Source organism: Comamonas aquatilis (genome assembly GCF_965139575.1).
Classification (GTDB): Bacteria; Pseudomonadota; Gammaproteobacteria; order Burkholderiales; family Burkholderiaceae_C; genus Comamonas; species Comamonas aquatilis.
The window spans coordinates 489064-507329 of sequence record NZ_CBCSIW010000001.1 but is presented as its reverse complement, the minus strand read 5'-3'; the positions used below and the strand labels follow the sequence as shown (position 1 = coordinate 507329).

General features: G+C 63.3%; 10 protein-coding genes. 4 read left to right on the top strand and 6 right to left on the bottom strand.

Going from position 1 to position 18266, the window contains the following annotated elements:
• Window positions 1-281 precede the first annotated feature (281 nt).
• From lldP to lldD, 3 genes are read left to right on the top strand one after another with little or no spacing between them, the layout of a single operon-like run.
• Window positions 282-1946, top strand: a complete 1665-nt coding sequence (gene lldP / locus ACNAZA_RS02260; RefSeq protein ID WP_415794766.1) for an L-lactate permease — start codon at window positions 282-284, stop codon at window positions 1944-1946.
• 17 nt (window positions 1947-1963) lie between these two features.
• Window positions 1964-2734, top strand: a complete 771-nt coding sequence (gene lldR / locus ACNAZA_RS02255; protein ID WP_415794765.1) for a transcriptional regulator LldR — start codon at window positions 1964-1966, stop codon at window positions 2732-2734.
• Window positions 2731-3870 carry an FMN-dependent L-lactate dehydrogenase LldD gene (lldD, locus tag ACNAZA_RS02250; protein WP_415794764.1) on the top strand — a complete coding sequence of 380 codons (1140 nt, stop codon included), beginning with the start codon at window positions 2731-2733 and terminating at the stop codon, window positions 3868-3870. The genes lldR and lldD overlap by 4 nt, the downstream gene beginning before the upstream one ends.
• A 9-nt stretch (window positions 3871-3879) precedes the next feature.
• Here the strand turns inward: lldD and pbpC are convergent, their stop codons facing one another.
• From pbpC to argH, 6 genes are all read right to left on the bottom strand, one after another.
• The gene (pbpC, locus tag ACNAZA_RS02245; protein ID WP_415794763.1) at window positions 3880-6354 is read right to left on the bottom strand and encodes a penicillin-binding protein 1C; all 2475 of its coding nucleotides are present in this window, start codon (window positions 6352-6354) and stop codon (window positions 3880-3882) included.
• 131 nt (window positions 6355-6485) lie between these two features.
• Window positions 6486-7052 carry an HdeD family acid-resistance protein gene (locus tag ACNAZA_RS02240; RefSeq protein ID WP_120966538.1) on the bottom strand — a complete coding sequence of 189 codons (567 nt, stop codon included), beginning with the start codon at window positions 7050-7052 and terminating at the stop codon, window positions 6486-6488.
• A 139-nt stretch (window positions 7053-7191) separates the two neighbouring features.
• Window positions 7192-8073: an endonuclease/exonuclease/phosphatase family protein gene (locus ACNAZA_RS02235; RefSeq protein WP_415794762.1), complete on the bottom strand. Its 882-nt coding sequence runs from the start codon at window positions 8071-8073 to the stop codon at window positions 7192-7194.
• 154 nt (window positions 8074-8227) lie between these two features.
• Window positions 8228-14242, bottom strand: coding sequence for an alpha-2-macroglobulin family protein (locus tag ACNAZA_RS02230; RefSeq protein ID WP_415794761.1), 6015 nt, complete (start codon window positions 14240-14242; stop codon window positions 8228-8230).
• A 155-nt stretch (window positions 14243-14397) separates the two neighbouring features.
• Window positions 14398-15381, bottom strand: coding sequence for a Bug family tripartite tricarboxylate transporter substrate binding protein (locus ACNAZA_RS02225; protein ID WP_415794760.1), 984 nt, complete (start codon window positions 15379-15381; stop codon window positions 14398-14400).
• A gap of 99 nt (window positions 15382-15480) precedes the next feature.
• On the bottom strand, window positions 15481-16947 hold the full coding sequence (gene argH, locus ACNAZA_RS02220) for an argininosuccinate lyase (RefSeq protein ID WP_415794758.1): 1467 nt from the start codon (window positions 16945-16947) through the stop codon (window positions 15481-15483).
• A gap of 346 nt (window positions 16948-17293) precedes the next feature.
• Between argH and ACNAZA_RS02215 the strand changes: the two genes are divergently transcribed.
• On the top strand, window positions 17294-18256 hold the full coding sequence (locus ACNAZA_RS02215) for a DMT family transporter (RefSeq protein WP_415794757.1): 963 nt from the start codon (window positions 17294-17296) through the stop codon (window positions 18254-18256).
• Window positions 18257-18266 lie beyond the last annotated feature (10 nt).

The following is an 18266-nucleotide window of genomic DNA, read 5'->3' as shown; positions in this document are numbered from 1 at the left end:
ATATCTGGGACAGGTTCCACAGCCTGCAAAATTGGTATTACCAATTAATCATTAAATCCAAGGGAAAACCACTAATTTATTCATTAAATTCGATTTCTATAATGCGCTCCACCTGAGCATTACTCATATTGGTAATACCAATTTAAACCAAAGCACAAGCAGCCGCCCGAAACCGGGAATGGCACGGCCCGCTTGCTACAGCTTTTATTAAAAATGGACGGGAAGACTTCTGGAGAGCCAGGAGGCTTGCCCTGACCGCGCATATCCAGGAGATCAAGGCAATGCAAGAAATCTGGTCGCAGAACTACGACCCCGCAGGCAATGTGTGGGTGTCGGCGCTGGTGGCGCTCATACCCATACTGTTTTTCTTCCTCGCCTTGACCAAGCTGCGACTCAAGGGCTATGTGGCGGGCACCATCACGGTGATCCTGTCGCTGGCCGTGGCGCTGCTCTTTTATCGCATGCCGGTCGCCAACGCCTTGGCGGCGGGCGTCTATGGGTTCTTCTACGGTCTGTGGCCCATCGCCTGGATCATTGTCGCGGCGGTGTTTCTGTACAAGGTTTCGGTCAAGACCGGGCAGTTCGACATCATCCGTTCGTCGATTCTGTCGGTCACGGAGGATCAGCGCCTGCAACTGATCCTGGTGGGTTTTTGCTTCGGAGCCTTCCTCGAAGGTGCCGCCGGCTTTGGCGCGCCCGTGGCCATCACGGCAGCACTGCTGGTGGGCCTGGGCTTCAAGCCCCTGTACGCGGCCGGCCTGTGCCTGATCGGCAACACCGCTCCCGTGGCTTTTGGCGCCATGGGCATTCCCGTCATCGTGGCCGGTCAGGTCTCGGGCATCGACCCCATGGCCATCAGCCAGATGGCGGGTCGCCAGTTGCCGTTCATGACCATCATCGTGCTGTTCTGGCTCATGGCCATCATGGACGGCTGGCGCGGCGTCAAGGAAACCTGGCCTGCGGTGCTGGTCGGCGGTGGCAGCTTTGCGCTGACCCAGTTCCTGACCGCCAACTACATCGGCCCCGAGTTGCCGGACATCACCTCGGCCATCGTCGCCCTGGTGACGCTGACGACCTTTCTCAAATTCTGGCAACCCAAGCGCATCTTCCGCTTCGAGACCGAGCCCGGCAGCGTGAAAACCCATACCACCGCCCCCATCAAGCTGACGGCCGGCGTGGTATTCAAGGCCTGGTCGCCCTTCATCATCCTGACGGCGATGGTGACGATCTGGAGCCTCAAGCCCTTCAAGGCCTTGTTCGCCGCGGGCGGCGCACTGTCCGGCACGGTCTTCAACATTCCCGTGCCCATGCTGCACAACCTGGTGCAGAAGATGGCTCCCGTGGTGGCCGCGCCCACGCCCTATGGCGCGGTGTACTCCTTCAACTGGCTGTCGGCCACCGGCACGGCCATTGTGATTGCGGCCGTTCTGGCCATTCTCTATCTGCGCCTCAAGCCTGCGGTCGCGCTCAAGACGCTGGGCGAGACCTTCAAGGAACTGGCCTTGCCCATCTACTCCATCGGCATGGTGCTGGCCTTTGCCTTTATCGCCAACTACTCCGGCCTGTCCACCACACTGGCCATGGCGCTGGCCCATACCGGCAAGGCGTTTGCCTTCTTCTCGCCCTTCCTGGGCTGGATCGGCGTGTTTCTGACGGGTTCGGACACCTCGGCCAATGCCCTGTTCGGCGCCCTGCAGGCCACTACCGCCGCACAACTGGGCCTGCCCGAAGTTCTGGCCGTGACCGCCAACACCACGGGCGGCGTGACCGGCAAGATGATTTCGCCTCAGTCCATCGCCATCGCCTGCGCAGCCGTGGGCCTGGCGGGCAAGGAGTCGGATCTGTTCCGCTTCACCGTCAAGCACAGCCTGGCCTTCCTGGTGCTGATCGGCATCATCTGCACGCTGCAGGCCTATGTGTTTCCGTGGATGATTCCCACCACGTAAAACTCCCGGTAGATTCCATGCCCGCCCCACGCCTGTCCGACCGCGTTGCCCAGCAACTGCAGGAGCTGATCCAGAGCACCCATCTCCAAAGCGGCGACAAGCTGCCCACGGAGCGGGCGCTTGCCGAACAGCTGGGCGTGTCGCGCACGGCGTTGCGCGAGGCCATTCAGAAGCTGTCCAGCCGGGGTCTGCTCGAAAGCCGAGTCGGTGCCGGCACCTTTGTCTGCTCGCGCGTGCCGCTGTGGCACCAGCAGGCTGTCGCGCCGCTGGAGCCGCTGCTGCTCGACGATCCCCAGTACCGCTATGACGTGCTCGAAGCACGCCAGGCGCTGGAGCTCAGCACCGCCTGGTATGCGGCCCAGCGCGCCACCGCCAAGGACAGGGATCGCATTCGCCACTGCTTTGACGACATGCTGCTCCACCAACAGGCGCACGATGCAGCCAGCGCGGCCCGCTCGGATGCCCAGTTCCATCTGGCCATCGCCGAAGCCTCGCACAACGCCGTGCTGGTGCAACTGATGGGCAGTCTTTTCGAGCTGGTGCTGGGAACCGTGGCCCAGAACCGACGCCTGATGTTCGTCCACGACGATCCCTCGACGCTGGAGCATCTGACGCACCAGCACCAGAACCTCATGCAGGCCATTCTCGACGGTGAGCCTGAGCAGGCCAGAAGCGCCATCGGCCAGCACCTGGTCTATGTGCACGACAAGCTTTCCGAGTCCGATGCGGACGCCGCCCGGCGCAAGCGGTTGGACAGACTTTCATCCACCGCTGCCTTTCTCTCATGATCATCTCCTCCACCACCGACTACCGCGCGGCCGCACAAAAGCGTCTGCCGCCCTTTCTGTTCCACTACATCGACGGCGGTGCCTACGCCGAGAAGACACTGGCCCGCAACGTCGATGACCTGGCCGACGTAGCCCTGCGCCAGCGTGTGCTTAAGGACATGAGCCAGCTCGATACCGGCATCGAGCTGTTCGGCGAGAAGCTCTCGATTCCCGTGGCGCTCTCGCCCGTGGGCCTGACCGGCATGTACGCACGCCGCGGCGAGGTGCAGGCCGCCATGGCGGCCGATCAAAAAGGCATTCCCTTCACCCTGTCCACCGTCTCGGTCTGCCCCATCGAGGAAGTCGCTCCCAAGCTCAGCCGCCCGATGTGGTTTCAGCTTTATGTGCTCAAGGACCGGGGCTTCATGAAGAATGCGCTGGAGCGCGCCCAGGCCGCAGGCGTCTCCACCCTGGTATTCACCGTGGACATGCCCGTGCCCGGCGCACGTTACCGCGATGCGCATTCGGGCATGAGCGGCCCCAATGCCGCCATGCGCCGCTATCTGCAGGCCGTGACGCATCCGCACTGGGCCATGGACGTGGGGCTGATGGGCCGTCCGCACACCCTGGGCAATATCTCGACCTACCTGGGCAAGAACGTCAGCCTCGAAGACTATATGGGCTATCTGGGTGCCAACTTCGACCCTTCGATCTCCTGGTCGGATCTGGAGTGGATCCGTGATTTCTGGAAGGGCCCGATGGTCATCAAGGGCATCCTCGATCCCGAGGACGCCAAGGATGCCGTGCGCTTTGGCGCCGACGGCATCATCGTCTCCAACCACGGCGGTCGCCAGCTCGACGGCGCGCTGTCATCGGCACGCGCGCTGCCGGCCATTGCCGATGCCGTCAAGGGGCAGATCAAGATTCTGGCCGACTCGGGCATACGCAACGGCTTGGACATCGTGCGCATGCTGGCACTGGGTGCCGACTGCACCATGATCGGCCGCGCCTTCATCTATGCCTTGGCGGCCGAAGGCGGTGCGGGCGTGAGCAATTTGCTGAACCTGCTGGAGAAGGAAATGCGCGTGGCCATGACGCTGACCAGCGTCAAGAATGTGTCGGAGATCACGGGCAATCTGCTGGTGCGCGGGAACTGATCCCGCTACTCAACGGCGGCGCGTAGGCTTGACGTCTTCAGGCCCTGCCGCCAGGGCGCCGGCGCCACGAACCTCCAGGCGCACGCTGTCCAGCAGCTTTCCCGAAGCATCGAGCAACTCCAGGCGGTGGCGACCGGGCCAGGGCAACCAGCCCAGCTGGCTGCCGCGACCCAGCTCGCGCGAGATCTCGCTGATCAACGGCGTGACGGCTGGCGCCGCTTTGGCCGGGCTCTGCGCCGGCACGGCCACGCGCTGCGAGACCAGGCGCCAGCGCAGGCTGTTGTCGCGCCAGTCCTGTTCGGACGCCATGCCGGCCTGACGGGCCACCAATTGCACGCGCTGGCTGTCGGGCGGGATGTCCGGGTCCAGCGCCAAAATCGTGCCATTGGCAGGCCGGGAGATGCGCACGGCAGATGCAGCGTTTTGTGTGGCACCTTGCGCTCTGCTTGCACCACTTACAGATCGGTTATGCGTTGAAGTGCTTGCAGATAGAGCGGTAACAGCTATGTGATCCATAGCAAAAACCGTCTGCTGCGTTCCGGCGATAAACCACTCGCTGCGGGCGCTCTCCAGCGGTATCGAGCTGCCCTGGCCGGAACCGAACTCTATGCCTTGTTGCACCAGCCCCTGGGGAGGCTTGGGCGCGCGACTGGGCTGGGATTGGTGCAGAAAACCCATGATGGAGGCCCACACCGGCGCCGCTCCGCTGGTGCCGCTGACGGAATGCATGGCTTCGCCGCGCGCATTGCCCACCCACACGCCAACCGTGTAGCGCTGAGACCAGCCCACGGCCCAGTTGTCGCGCATGTCCTTGCTGGTGCCGGTCTTGACGGCGGTCCAGAAACGCGTGGCCAAAATGCTGTCCGTACCGAAGGTGGGCGCGCGCGCCATATTGTCCGAAAGAATATCGCCCACGATAAAGGCCGCGCGTGCATCCAGCACCTGTACCGACTGGCTGCTTGCAGCTGCCGCCGGTGCATCGCTCTTGCGCGCCGCCTTGCCAGGCAAGGTCCAGCTCACCGGCTGCCACTGCCCGCCATTGCCCAGGGCACGGTAGGCATTGGTCAGATTGAGCAGCGCCACTTCCGAGCTACCCAGAGCCAGGCTGAAGCCGTAGTAACCGCCGCTTTCGCGCAGCGGCAGACCCAGGCGCTGGAGCTGCTCGAAAAACGCATCGGGCGTGACCATGACCAGGGCTCTCACCGCCGGCACGTTGAGCGAGGACGCCAGTGCCGTGCGCGCCGAGACCCAGCCCTTGAAGCGGCGGTCGTAATTCTGCGGAATGTAGAGGCCGCTTTGCGTGGGAATATGGGCCGAGGAATCCTCGATCAGCGAGGCCGCCGTCATGCGCTTTTCGCCAATCGCCTGGGCATACAGAAAAGGCTTGAGCGTGGAGCCGGGCTGACGCAAGGCGGTGACGCCATCGACCTCCGAGGCCTGGCTCAGGGCGCCGGAGGAGCCCACCCAGGCCAGAATTTCGCCCGTGGCGTTGTCCAGCACCACGGCGGCGCCGTCTTCCACATTGCGGCCTTGCAGTTCGCGCAAATGCTGCTGCAGGCTGCTCACGGCAAAACGCTGCAGCGGCGCACTCAGGGTGGAAGGCACGCGCTGCAAGCCCTTGTTCTGCGGCTGCGCCAGCCAGCGTCGGGCAAAGTGCGGTGCCACGCCTTCGCTGGGCACCCACTGGCGGCGCTGCAACACGCTGTTGGCATACAGCTGCATGGCCGTGCAGTCACGCGCTGCCACATCATCGGGCACCATCACCTGCAGCACGCCGCAAGCACGCTGCGCCACCCGCTCCACCGAGGCATTGGGCGCACGCACCAGGGCCGCGGCAATCGCTGCCTCACGCGCATCCAGCCCGTGCGCGGCCTTGCCGAACAAGCTCTCGGACAGTGCATCGATGCCCACGATCTCGCCCCGAAACGGCACCAGATTCAGATAGGCCTCAAGCACCTGATCCTTACGCCAGCGCCGGTCCAGCACCTGGGCTGCCACGGCCTGCCCCACTTTCTGCACCACGCTGCGCCCGCCCGCGCCCTGGCGCCAGTCGCCGTCGAGCAAACCGGCCAGTTGCATGGTGATGGTGCTGGCACCGCGCGTTCGGGTGTTCCAGAGATTGCCCCAGGCAGCCGAACTCACCGCCGCCCAGTCCACACCGCTGTGCTCATAAAAGCGCTTGTCCTCGCTCAGCACCAGGGCCGTGCGCAGCGCCTGGGAAACATCGTCCAGCGCCACCCAGGAGCCGCGGCGCACCGTGCTGTCGGTGCGCACGCGCTGCAGCACCTGGCCTTCGCGCGACAGCAGCACGCTCTCCGAAGAGCGGTGTTCGCGCCTGACTTCCTCATAACTGGGCAGTGCATGGGCGGCACCGGCCACACAGGCCAGCAGCACGGCAGCCAGCAGCTGGCGCTGCCGGCGAGCGAAGTGGGTGCCGCTAGGAATTTCAGGATTGCCGGGTATCTGGTCCGTCACTTGGGTCATGGGCTCTCAGCTTGGCCCGCTGCCGTGCGGGCCTTTGCGGCCCATTGTCCCAAAGTTGAAGCGGCACGGCGCCGGCAAAGAAAAAGGCAGTTCAAAGAACTGCCTTGATAAGGAAGTGAGGCCTAAGAACCTCAAAGTCCGGGGCCTATGCCTTTGCGGAACTTGAAGGCCAGGATCACCATGAGCACGCCAAACACCACGGCGTAGGCGGCCAGAACCCAGAGCATGGCCATCATGCCCGCAGCGGGCTGCGCCAGCACAAAACCGCCGAACAGCACCGAGATCAAGCCACCGAGGATCAGCACCCATTCACCCTGAATTTCCTTGCGCAGCCGGATGGCGACCAGAATCTGCAACACCCCGGTCACCAGAGCCCAGATGGCTATGTACATGGTGAGCACCAGGCCGGTGATGGCCGGGTTGATCACGGTCATTACCCCCACGGCCACGCCTATCAGCCCCCAGATCAGCAACACCCACCAGTGACGGCTGTGGTTGCGGCTGCGCAGGGCGGCATACACGCCCAGCAGCCCGTCCACAAACACATAGGCCCCGAAGATCAGAAGCAAGGCCGCAGCCGATGCCTGGGGCTGCAGCCAGGTCAGCACACCGAACGCAATGGCCGCCACGCCGCGCAGCAGCAAGGACCACCAGGTGCGGTGCAACATGGTTGAAAAAGAAGGCAACACAGTTGGCATACGCGATTCCTCCACATGTTTTAAAACTTCAACGCCATCAGCGGCAACAGTCACCTTGCCCCGCGCATCGGCACTTGTCTGTCAGAACATATGCTGATCCGGCCATGGCTTGACAAAGCACAAGCCTGCCTGTTTCACATCAGGTTTTCCCTGCCAATTTCAATAACACGGGCTGGTGATCGGAGGCCTGCGTACTCTGATCCACGCGCCACTCACGAACCTGATCGCGCAGGCTGTCGCTGACCCAGATGAAATCGCAGGCGCCGGGCTCGGCCCCCCACTGGCGGTCGATCAGTCTGAAGGTGAGCGGCTGCGGCAGATCGCTATGCAGCACATGCCAGCTGTTGTGCCACCGGCCGCTGCGCAAGCCTTGCAGCGCATTGGCTGCCCAGGGCGCGGACAGCTGTGCATATTCGCTCTCATGGGGTTCAAAGTTGAAATCGCCACACAGCAGCGCATGCTCGGTATGCGGCTTGGTCTGGTAGGGCGAGCCATCGGCAGCGGGCTGCGGCGGCAGATTGGCCATGGCGCAGGCCTGCATATGCAGTTCACGCAGAGCTGCGGCCTGTGCCTGGCGCTGCAGCCTGGAGAAATACTCGAGATGCGTGGTCATGATGCGCACCGGCCCCAGACCGGGCTCATGCACCGTCACCACCGAGCACATGCGCGGCATGCAGCGCATATGGGCATCGGCAGGGTATGGCAGCGGATAGTGCTGGACCTGCAGCACCGGCAGCCGCGTGGCGATCAGATTGCCAAAGCGCTGCCGGCCCTGTGGCGTGAACTCATCCACCGATGCTCCGAAGAACAGCTGCCAGCCGGGCAGCAAAGCCTGCAGCTGCGCCACCTGATCTCCGGGCTGACCCTGCAAAGCACCATAGTTGACGGCGATCTCCTGCAGGCACAGCACATCCAGCCCCTCCTGTCCGCCCATCTGCAGCGCATGGCCCACGATGCGTTCCACGCTCACCACGCCATCCATGCCGCAGCACCACTGCGTGTTCCAGGTCAGCAATTGCATTGCCCAGCCCCTTTATTCAAAAGAAATTCGGCTTGCGCCTTTATGTTGAAAGCGTAGACAGCTATGAATTTAATACTTTTCATCCCTGCTGAGGCGCAAAAAAGCCCCGCCTGTTTCCAGACGGGGCTTGCGCTGTGCAGGCAAGGCTTGCGCCTTACTTGGGCATGCTCACCTTGACCTTGGCATTGGGCGCTTCGCCAAACATCTCGGGAGCGTAAAGCGCCTCGACGCGGGTGGGCGGCAGGGCAAAGTCGCCGGCGTTGTTCAGGCGTACCGTGTACTCCACCTTGGTCGTGCCTGCGGGCAGGTACTGGTAGTAGGCACGGTAGGCCTCGAAGCTGCGCTCTTCATACGCCAGCCAGCCCGCACCCTCCTTCTTTTCACCGGCCGAGGCAATGGCCGAATCGCGCCCCAGACCGCCGCCCAGAATGGTGGCGCCTGTGGGGATGGGATCGGTGATCGCCACCCAGGTCATATCGGTCTTGGCCTGCACCTCCAGCGACACGCGCAGCACATCGCCACGCGTGAACTGGCCGCTGCCGAACAAGCTCTTGTCGGCCTGCTCCACCGGCGTCACCGTGCGCTTGATGCTGTAGCCCGAGGCAAACGGCGCCTTGAGCTGCACGGCAGCCACGGATTGCACCGTCAGCCAGGGCTTGCCCGTGCCTTGCTGGGTGACCGTCAGCTGACCCTTGCCGGCCTTGGCCCAGGGCATGAACATGGTGTTGTTCATCAGGCCGCCGGCACGCACAGGCTCGCCAAACGCGCTGTTGGCATGGGCCTGGCCTTGCAGGTCTTCCGAGGTGGCACGCTTGACCTGCGCCCAGTCCACCTTGGCCTCGTTACCGCCCAGTGCAGCCACCGTGGTGCCAGCCACCGGCACGGATTCGAACTTCTGCGAGAAGCGGCGCAAGGCCAGCGCACCCCAGAGGTTGGCCGTGGTCGTGCTCCAGGCACCTGCCTGCTGACGGCCGATAAAGCCGCTGACCAGGCGCGGCATGTCGTCACTCCAGCCGCCATCGTTGAGCGTGGCCAGAATCAGGCGCGCCAGATTCACGTCGGGGCCTTGCATCAGCCACCACCAGCTGTCGTCCTGCTCATTGCTGAAAGCCACACGCGTGCCGTTGAAGGTCAGGCGGCCGCGCAGAATCTGCATGGCCTGGGCCAGCTTCTCGTCGCGCTGCGGCAAGTCCTTCATGCGCTGCAACACCGTCACCCAGTCGATCACCGTATGGGTAGGCCATTGGTTGGGCGTGATGTTGATGCTGTCGAGCATGCGCGCCGTGGCCTTGCCCGACAGGGCCAGGGCGGAAATGGCCGCCAGCTTGCGCACTTCCAGATCCTTGCGCGGACTCCAGAAATCACGCTTGATGCGGCCTTCCACAAAGGCGATCAGCGCATCTTCCATCTGCGCACGTTCGGCCGCCGGCACCACAAAGCGCTTGTCCACGCCTTGCGCATAGGCCGACATGTTCAGCAAGTGGGCCGTCAGCGTATCGCTGCCGGTATTGCCCGCTCCCTCGCGCGGCGGGAAGTAGTTGGCCAGGCCGTCGCCGTCCAGATAGTTGGGCAGCTGGGCCATGGTGCGGCTCCACAGCTCGGCATTGTTCATGCCCACGGCCTTGCTGGTGGTTTGCTCCAGGCAGGAGTAGGGATAGCGGGCCCACCAGTCGCGCACGCCGGGCAGACCTTCGGTCAGCTTGGGCACCAGCGACATCTGCAGGCCGCCACGGCCGGGCAGCGCATCGGCAGGCGGCGCCACCGGCACGCTGTAGCTGCCATCCACCTGCACCAGCGTGGCCTGCTGCACGCTCAAAGGCACGGCAGGAACAATGCGCTGCGAGACCTTGAGCGCGTCTTGCGCCGCATCGCTGCCACCGGCCGTGTCACGGGCGGAGATTTCCCAGATCAGCGCTTCGGCGCGGGTGCCGCTCAGCTGGGCCGGGGCTTTGACCTCCCAGGCCACTTCGCGGGCTTCACCGGCAGGAATCTCCACGCTCTGAGTCTTGAGCTCCAGCAGCGTGGCGCGCGGCGCCACTTCCACCTTCATGGCCTTGGCCGAGGTGTTGCGCAGCGTGACCTGGGCGCGGAACAAATCGTCCTCGCGCACCAGCGGCGGCAGGCCGCTGATGATCTGCAGATCTTGCGTGGTGCGAATCGCCGTCTGGCCGGTGCCAAACAGGCTGACGCCGGAGTCGGCCACGGCCACCACCTGGAAGGTGGTCAGCGCGTCGTTAAGCGGCACCTCGATCTGGGCCCGGCCATTGGCATCGAGCACCACATCGGGCTTCCACAGCAGCAAGGTGTCGAGCAGCTCGCGCGTGGGGCTGCGGCCACCGCCACCGCCGGCAGGCACGGCTTTTTTGCCATAGTGGCGTCGGCCAATCACTTCCATCTGGGCCGTGGCGGTCTGCACGCCCCATTCGCGGCGCGTCAGCATAGCGTCCAGCAGATTCCAGCTGCTGTTGGGCATGAGCTCCAGCAGCGCCTGATCCACGGCAGCCACGGCCACCCGCGCACCAGCCGCCGGCTTGCCATCGGGCAGCGTGGCCTGGATGCTGACCTTGGCCGTGCCGCGCACCTTGTAGCTGCTCTTGTCTGCAGCCAGCTTCACGTCAAGGCTATGACCCTTGGTGCCCACGCGAATTTCGGACATGCCGAAGCGGAAGGCCGGCTTGGACAAATCCACCATGGCCGTGGGCGCCACATATTCCTTGCCCTCGTGCCAGAAGGCATTCCACCATTCACGCGGCGACATAAAGCCCCAGGTGAAGAAGCTGTACCAGGGCACTTCGCGCAGACGCCCGCGCAGGGCCAGCACGCTCACATAGACGTTGGGCCCCCAGTTGTCCTGTACCTTGACTTCCACCGTGGGGTTCTGGCCGTTGAGTTCCACCACCTGGGTGCTGACCACGCCCTCACGCTCCACGGCGACCAGAGCGGTCGCGCTGCGGAAAGGCATGCGCACCTGAAAGCGCGCCGTCTCGCCAGGCTCGTAACTCTTGCGCTCGGACAGCACATCCATGCGGTCATGGTCTTCGCCGCCGAACCAGATCTCGCCCTTGCCGGTCACCCAGACGCTGGTTGCAGCCTGCGTGCTGCGGCCTTCCTTGTCGGAGGCTGTGACTATGAGTTCGACTTCGCCGGGCTGGGACAGCAGGGCTTCGCACTGCAGCACGCCATGGCTGTCGGTGTTGCCCGAGCAGACCGTGCCCAGCGATTTGAGCGTGGTCTGGTTGTCATAGCTGTAGAAGCCTCCCACCAGACGCTTGCGGCTGGAGGTGGTGATGCGGGCCACGGCATCCACCTTGACGGCAACCCCGGGGGCAATCTTGCCGCTGGTGTCCAGCGACAAGGCCTGGAAGCTGAGCTTGCGGTCTACCGAAATCCAGCCTTCGGAGCGGATACCGGCCACGACGGCGGCAGGCCACAGGGTGTGGGTGCTGCTGATGGTCTGCACCTCGCCATTGGGGTCGGCATAAGTGGCTTCCATCACCAGATCGCGCGCCTGCTTTGCCGCCGGCAGCTTGTCTATGGTGACATTGCCCAGGCCGTTGCGGTCCAGCGTCACGGCCAGCTTGTCGGCCACGACCTTGCTTTCCATGCTGGCCGTGACTTCCTCGTCGTCGCTGCTGCCCGACTGGTTGGCGCTGCGTGGCGCACTGAAGCTAAAGCCATCCCAGCCGGGGAAATTCACATACTTGTTCTGCAGCACCGCGGATACCTTGACCGGCAGATTGGCCGCCGCGCCCCCCGCGACATAGTTCAGCTGCACCTGGGCAGGCACGCTGCTCACGTTGTACAGAGCCGCCTTGGCCTGCGGGCCTATGCTGCCCGACATCACCGGCAGACGGAACTCCTCGACCCGGAAGATGCCGGTGCTGAAGGAGCGGCGGCGCTCATTGCCGCCGTTGGCATAACCCAACTCCACCTGGTACTCGCCCAGCTTGGCCGTCTTGGAAGTGGCGAATTCGCTGACCGCGCTGGTGTTGTTCCAGTTCAGCGCCTGCGTAAAACGCTGGCCGCTGCCCAGATGGGTGATCGTCAGCTGGTTGGGGTAGTCCTGCGGCTTTTCGAAGCCCGTGGAGTTCTTGCCTGGGCCGGTCAAGACGCGCAGATAGTGCTTCATGGAGACGGTCTCGCCGGCTCGGAACAACATGCGGTCAAACACCGTATGCGCCACTTCATCGCGCCTGGCGCTGGAGCTGGTGGGCACGTTGAAGCGCCAGGGCTCAATGCCTTTTTGCCAGCTGCTCCAGGTAAATGCCAGTTCCTGGCCCGCGCTGGTATTGGCACGAGCGCTCACAAAATAAGAAGCGCTGCGATAACTGCCTTCCTGGTTGCTGCAGGCCGGAGGGTTGGGGGCCAGCCCCTCAAACGTCGCAATACCCTGCTCGTTGCTCACGGCAGAGATCAGGGCGCGCCCATTGCAATCCGACACCTGCACCGTGGCGCCGGCCACCACCTTGCCCTTGTCCAGCGTAGTCACCCAGGCCACGGAGTTTTCACGACCGAGCTTGAAGTGCACGGCCAGATTGGTCACCAGGGCCGAGGTGCGCACATACATGGTGCGACCCGCGCCATAGCCTTCATCGAGCAGCGATTTGCCCAGCAGCGGCGAAGCGATTTCCACCACCTGAAAGCCGGGACTCAAGGGAATGCCTACCACTTCGAAGGGACGTGGATCGCCACGCGAGGCCTTGGGCATCTCCAGCGTCTTCACCTGGCTTTTGCCTTCGAGCAGCGAGAGCATGCGCGTCTGCACATAGTTCTTGTTGTTGTCGTCGATGACGGGCGGCAGCACGCGCACATCCCGCGCGGCCCGCTTGCGCGAGATGTTGTAGCTGTCGTAATCCTCGATCTTGTGCAGCCAGGCAATGATGTCGGCGTCCGATCCACCCTTCATGGTGCGAATCACGCTGGCATCCAGCGATTGGGCCGTCAGATCGGGTTCCACATTGCGCAAGGTCACCGGCAGCAGGGCCGGACCGTTGGGGCCTTCGGCAAAGCGCTCCACGATGCCGAAAGGCGATGCGGCAAACTTGGCCAGAGGCGGCATATTGCCTGTGGCCGTGGCCAGCGGGAACATATTGCCGTTGGTCAAGCTACGTCCGGCTGCATCCTTGAATTGCGGCGGCAACTCGATCGTGTATTTGGCATTGGCCGCCATGGTGGCGGGGAAGCTGATGCTGTCCACCAGCGAATCATCGGCCAGCTTGTCGCCACCTTGTTCGATGACGGGAGCCACGGCCGCAGCGCCGCTCTTGAGGCGAATGCCCTCGATCAGCTTGCGCGGCACCGGCGCGCTGAACGACAGGCGCATGGGACGAATCGGCAGGCAGGCGGCATTGGCATTCTCGCGCTCGCAGCTGAAATCGGCGGTGAACGGTGCTCGCACCTCGTATTCATAGCGCTGCTCGTCCTTGCTGACCAGGCCGTTGGCCATGGCCACGCCCTTGCCATAGACCAGCGTCATCTTGCTGCCCGAAGTCAGGCGGCGATTGCAGCTCAGAACCGCATAGTTTTGCGGGCGCTGGCCGGCCTCTTTTTCCCAGCCCTGTTGCTTGAGCACGGCATCGCGGTCCTTGCCCGTGATGAGTTGCACGGGAATGCGTTCACCCACACCTTCCGAGGTGCACCAGACATGCTTTTGCAGGCTGTCCGCCGTGGCCGCGCCGGTCAGCTTCAAGGCAAAGTATTGCTGCTCGTCAATCTCGTTCCAGGTATCGGGAGCAATGCTTTGAATTTGCGGGCCACCGGTTTGAAATTGATAGCTGGCAGCGCCCGTCAATGCTGTACCAGAGACGGTTTTAAACTGGGGATTTAGCTTGGCCGTGCAGCGCACGCCCGCTGGCAGGTTCTGGACGAAGTCGTAAACCCATTCCTTTTCGCTGTTCCAGCGGCCCGTGCCTTTGGCGGCTTCGGCATCCGTACATTGCAGCGTGACGGGGGCCGCAGCCTTGGGGTCGCCAAAGCGCACACCCGCGCCGTCGAGCTGCACCACCACCTGACCCACCTTGCTCACATCGCCCTGCGGACTGAACTGGCGCACGCCCACGGCCTGGGCCGCCGTGGCGGCCAGCCCCCACAGCAAACCTGCTCCCAAAAGCCTGCGCCAAGCCTTTGTACTCGCTTGCGCCCCGGTCCTTATCGTGTACGGCACGGTCATTGCAGCTACTCCCTCCGGGCAGGGCTTGCACCCTGTCCCACTGTTTGAATCTGATGTCTGGCCCGGCGCCGCATTGGCCTGGCCTGCAGCGCAAAACAACAAAGCCCTGCACCGCAAGCGGCGCAAGGCTTTCAGGCGAATGCTGCGCGCAAGGGCTATTGCGGCTGGAAACCGCTGCGGCGAATGATACCGGCCCAGACTCGGGTATAGGCACTTTCACGTACGGCCAACTGCTCGGGATTCATGTATCCAACTGTAAGACCCAGCGCGGTCAACTGGGCATAGACATCGCGCTGCTGCAACACCTTGGCCACGGCCGCCGAGAAGCGGTTCACAAAAGCCTGGGGCACGCCCTTGGGGGCGTAGATGCCGTAGTAAGGCGTGTCTTCAAACCCTTTGATGCCCTGTTCGAGCAAAGTGGGCACTTCGGGCATGGTGCTCTGACGCTTGGCGCCCATCACGCCGATCACGCGCAACTTGCCTGCCTTGTGGTTCTCCATGAAGTCCGGTACGGAGCCGATTCCGGCCGGAATCTGGTTGCCCAGCATATCGGCCAGCATGGGAGCGCTACCGCGGTATGGCGCCGCGACCAGATCCAGTTTGTAGTGTTCAGCCAACAGTTTGGTCAGGAATTCCGGCGTGGAAGCCGGTGCCGGAATACCCACGGTGCCGCGCCTGGCCTCGCCGCGCACCCAGGCCGCGTACTCGGCCAGATTCCTGGCCGGCGTGTTGCTGGAGACGGCCAGCGCATTCACAAACGTGGCAATGCCGGCCACGGGCACAAAATCCTGTTGCGGCTCGAAGCCTGGCTTTTTCACCACCTGGGGCAGGATGGAAATCGTGTGGTCGTGGCTGAGAAACAGGGTATGGCCATCAGCGGGGGCCGCCTTGAGCAGCTGAGCTGCAATCTGACCGCCAGCGCCGGGGCGGTTGTCCACCAGCACCGTGCTGCCCAGTTCGTCCTTGAGCTTTTCCGCCAGCAGGCGCGCAATCGCATCCGAGCCGCCGCCGGGCGGAAAGCCCACCAGGATGCGTATGGGCTGGCCCGTGTGGGACTGCGCCCAGCTCAACGGAGCCAGAGTGGACGCTGCCGCCACCCCCATACCGGCACGCAGCCACTGACGACGAGATTGAGCCATTGAGTTCTCCCTGTGATTTTTGCGATTATCCAAAACAAAAGCGCCCGGCAAAGGGCGCTTTTAAGGCGTGAAAACTACGCCGTCATCTGCTCAGGCCGATCAGGCCAGACGGGCCTGATGCTTGGCCAGCTGCAATCTCACCTGTGCCGGCGCCGTGCCACCCAGGGTGTTGCGGGCATTGAGCGAGCCTTCCAGGCTCAGGGCTTCAAACACATCGGCTTCGATATTGGGATTGAAAGCCTGCAGCTCGGCCAGGGGCAGCTCGGTCAGATCCACGCCTTTTTGCTGCGCCAGCTTGACGGCATGGGCCACGGTTTCGTGGGCATCGCGGAAGGGCAGGCCCTTCTTGACCAGATAGTCGGCCAGATCGGTGGCCGTGGCATAGCCCTTCAAGGCCGCAGCGCGCATGTTCTCGGCGTTGACGGTAATACCGCCTTCCTTGACACCGGTGGCGGGGTTGACTTGGCCGCCAATCATCTCGGCGAAGATGCGCAGCGTGTCCTTCAAGGTGTCCACGGTGTCGAACAGCGGCTCCTTGTCTTCCTGGTTGTCCTTGTTGTAGGCCAGGGGCTGGCCCTTCATCAAGGTGATCAGACCCATCAGATGACCGACCACACGGCCGGTCTTGCCGCGTGCCAGCTCGGGCACATCGGGGTTCTTCTTCTGGGGCATGATCGACGAGCCGGTGGTGAAGCGGTCGGCTATTCGGATGAAGCCGAAGTTCTGGCTCATCCAGATGATCAGCTCTTCCGACAGACGGCTCACGTGCACCATGCACAGCGAAGCAGCAGCGGTGAATTCAATCGCAAAGTCGCGGTCGCTGACGCCGTCCAGAGAATTTTGCGACACGCAGGCTTCGCCTTGGTCATTCACCATGCCCAGACTCTTGGCCACGCGCTCGCGGTCCAGGGGGTAGGTGGTGCCGGCCAGAGCGGCCGAGCCCAGCGGCAGCACGTTCACGCGCTTGCGCACATCCAGCATGCGCTCGGCATCGCGCTTGAACATTTCCACATAGGCCAGCATGTGGTGGCCAAAGCTCACGGGCTGGGCCACTTGCAGATGGGTGAAGCCCGGCAGGATCACGTCCACGTTCTGGGCAGCCACTTCCACCAGCGACAGCTGCAATTCTTTCAACAGGCCTTCGATCATGTCGATCTCGCCGCGCAACCACAGGCGCACATCGGTGGCGACCTGGTCGTTGCGGCTGCGGCCGGTGTGCAGGCGCTTGCCGGCATCGCCCACCAAGGCGGTCAGGCGCGCTTCGATATTCAGGTGCACGTCTTCCAGATCCAGCTTCCACTCGAAAGTGCCGGCTTCGATTTCGGAAGTGATCTGCGCCATGCCCTTCTGAATGGAGGCAAAGTCATCGGCGCCAATGATCTTCTGGGCCGACAGCATTTCGGCGTGGGCCAGGCTGCCCTGGATGTCGGCCTGCCACATGCGCTTGTCAAAGAACACGCTGGAGGTATAGCGCTTGACCAGGTCGCTCATGGGTTCGGAGAACAGGGCAGACCAGGCTTCGGCCTTGGTATCGAGCTGGTTGTGCGAAGGAGCAGATGTAGACATGTGAGGGCAACAATCCCGTAAAACCACAGGCCCGGCCATCAGGGCGATGGCGATGCGGCTGTGCAAAGCAGAAACCGCGATTTTATCGGCCCGCCTCCGCAAACCGAAGCAACTGCCGCAAGAGCCATTGCCGGCCACTGCGACAAAGCCCTTGACGAGCAGCATACACTTCTCATTTGATAGCTACATACGATTGACTGATAAGGTCTACATCGGTATTTAACTTGAAAATCAGGTTCTCAAGCCTGTCTGCAGGTCTTTGCGATCAAGCCACAATTTCGGCGGCTCGCTCCCCTGATCTTCTCTCGCGCACGGCCGCACCGCTGCCGCCACGCCCTGCTTTCGCATGAATTCCCGCTCTTCCCTGGTTTCCGGCTCCGTGTTCGCCCTGGCCGCCTGTGCGCTTTGGGGCGCCATTTTTCTGGTGCCCACCTTGTTGCCGGAGTTCTCCCCGCTGCAAATCACTTTTGGCCGTTTTGTGCTGTACGGCGTGGTGGCCTTGTGCATTTTTCTGCCCCAGGCGACGCGGCTGCTGCCCAGGCTGCGCAAAGCCGATGTCCGGCATCTGATCTGGCTGGCCCTGACGGGCAACATCATCTACTTTGCGCTGGTGGCCACCTCGGTGCAGTGGATAGGCATGGCAATCACTTCCTTGATCGTGGGCCTGGTGCCGGTCATGGTGCCGCTGCTGGGCCGCAAGACCTCGGGCGCGGTTCCTCTCAAAAGCCTGCTCGCCCCCATGGCCCTGATCCTGGCCGGCATTGTGCTGATCAACGTCCATGCGCTGAGCGGCGAAACAGGTAGCAGCCAGCAGCCGGGTCGCTATCTGCTGGGCGTGGTCATGGCCGTGCTGGCCGTCATCTGCTGGAGCCGCTACGCGCTGGACAACACCCGCTATCTGGCGCAAAGCCGTTTCAACGGCACGCAATGGTCCACGCTCTGGGGCCTGGCCGTCGGTCTGATCAGTGCTCTGCTGTGGGCGGTTCTGTGGCTGGTCTCACCCGGCGACGCTGCGCCGGCCATTCCTGCCCAGCGCTGGCAGATGTTCTGGCTGCTGAATCTGGCCGTGGCGATTTTCTCGTCCTGGCTGGGCAACTGGATGTGGAATGCCGCCAGCCAGCGCCTGCCCATCACCCTGGTGGGCCAGTTGCTGGTGTTCGAGACCTTGTTCGCGCTGGCCTACCACTTCATCCATGTGCGACGTCTGCCCCAGCTCACCGAGCTGGCGCCCATGCTGCTGATTCTGGCCGGTATTGCCTGGTCGCTGCAGCGCTTTACCCAGGCGTCAAAGGCCGGTGCCAGGGCGTAGTTGCCAGTTT

Excerpts from the sequence above, each read along its gene's own strand:
- lldP (WP_415794766.1), top strand. The coding sequence starts at position 282 with ATGCAAGAAATCTGGTCGCAGAACTACGACCCCGCAGGCAATGTGTGG.
- lldR (WP_415794765.1), top strand. The coding sequence starts at position 1,964 with ATGCCCGCCCCACGCCTGTCCGACCGCGTTGCCCAGCAACTGCAGGAG.
- lldD (WP_415794764.1), top strand. The coding sequence starts at position 2,731 with ATGATCATCTCCTCCACCACCGACTACCGCGCGGCCGCACAAAAGCGT.
- pbpC (WP_415794763.1), bottom strand. The coding sequence starts at position 6,354 with ATGACCCAAGTGACGGACCAGATACCCGGCAATCCTGAAATTCCTAGC.
- ACNAZA_RS02240 (WP_120966538.1), bottom strand. The coding sequence starts at position 7,052 with ATGCCAACTGTGTTGCCTTCTTTTTCAACCATGTTGCACCGCACCTGG.
- ACNAZA_RS02235 (WP_415794762.1), bottom strand. The coding sequence starts at position 8,073 with ATGCAATTGCTGACCTGGAACACGCAGTGGTGCTGCGGCATGGATGGC.
- ACNAZA_RS02230 (WP_415794761.1), bottom strand. The coding sequence starts at position 14,242 with ATGACCGTGCCGTACACGATAAGGACCGGGGCGCAAGCGAGTACAAAG.
- ACNAZA_RS02225 (WP_415794760.1), bottom strand. The coding sequence starts at position 15,381 with ATGGCTCAATCTCGTCGTCAGTGGCTGCGTGCCGGTATGGGGGTGGCG.
- argH (WP_415794758.1), bottom strand. The coding sequence starts at position 16,947 with ATGTCTACATCTGCTCCTTCGCACAACCAGCTCGATACCAAGGCCGAA.
- ACNAZA_RS02215 (WP_415794757.1), top strand. The coding sequence starts at position 17,294 with ATGAATTCCCGCTCTTCCCTGGTTTCCGGCTCCGTGTTCGCCCTGGCC.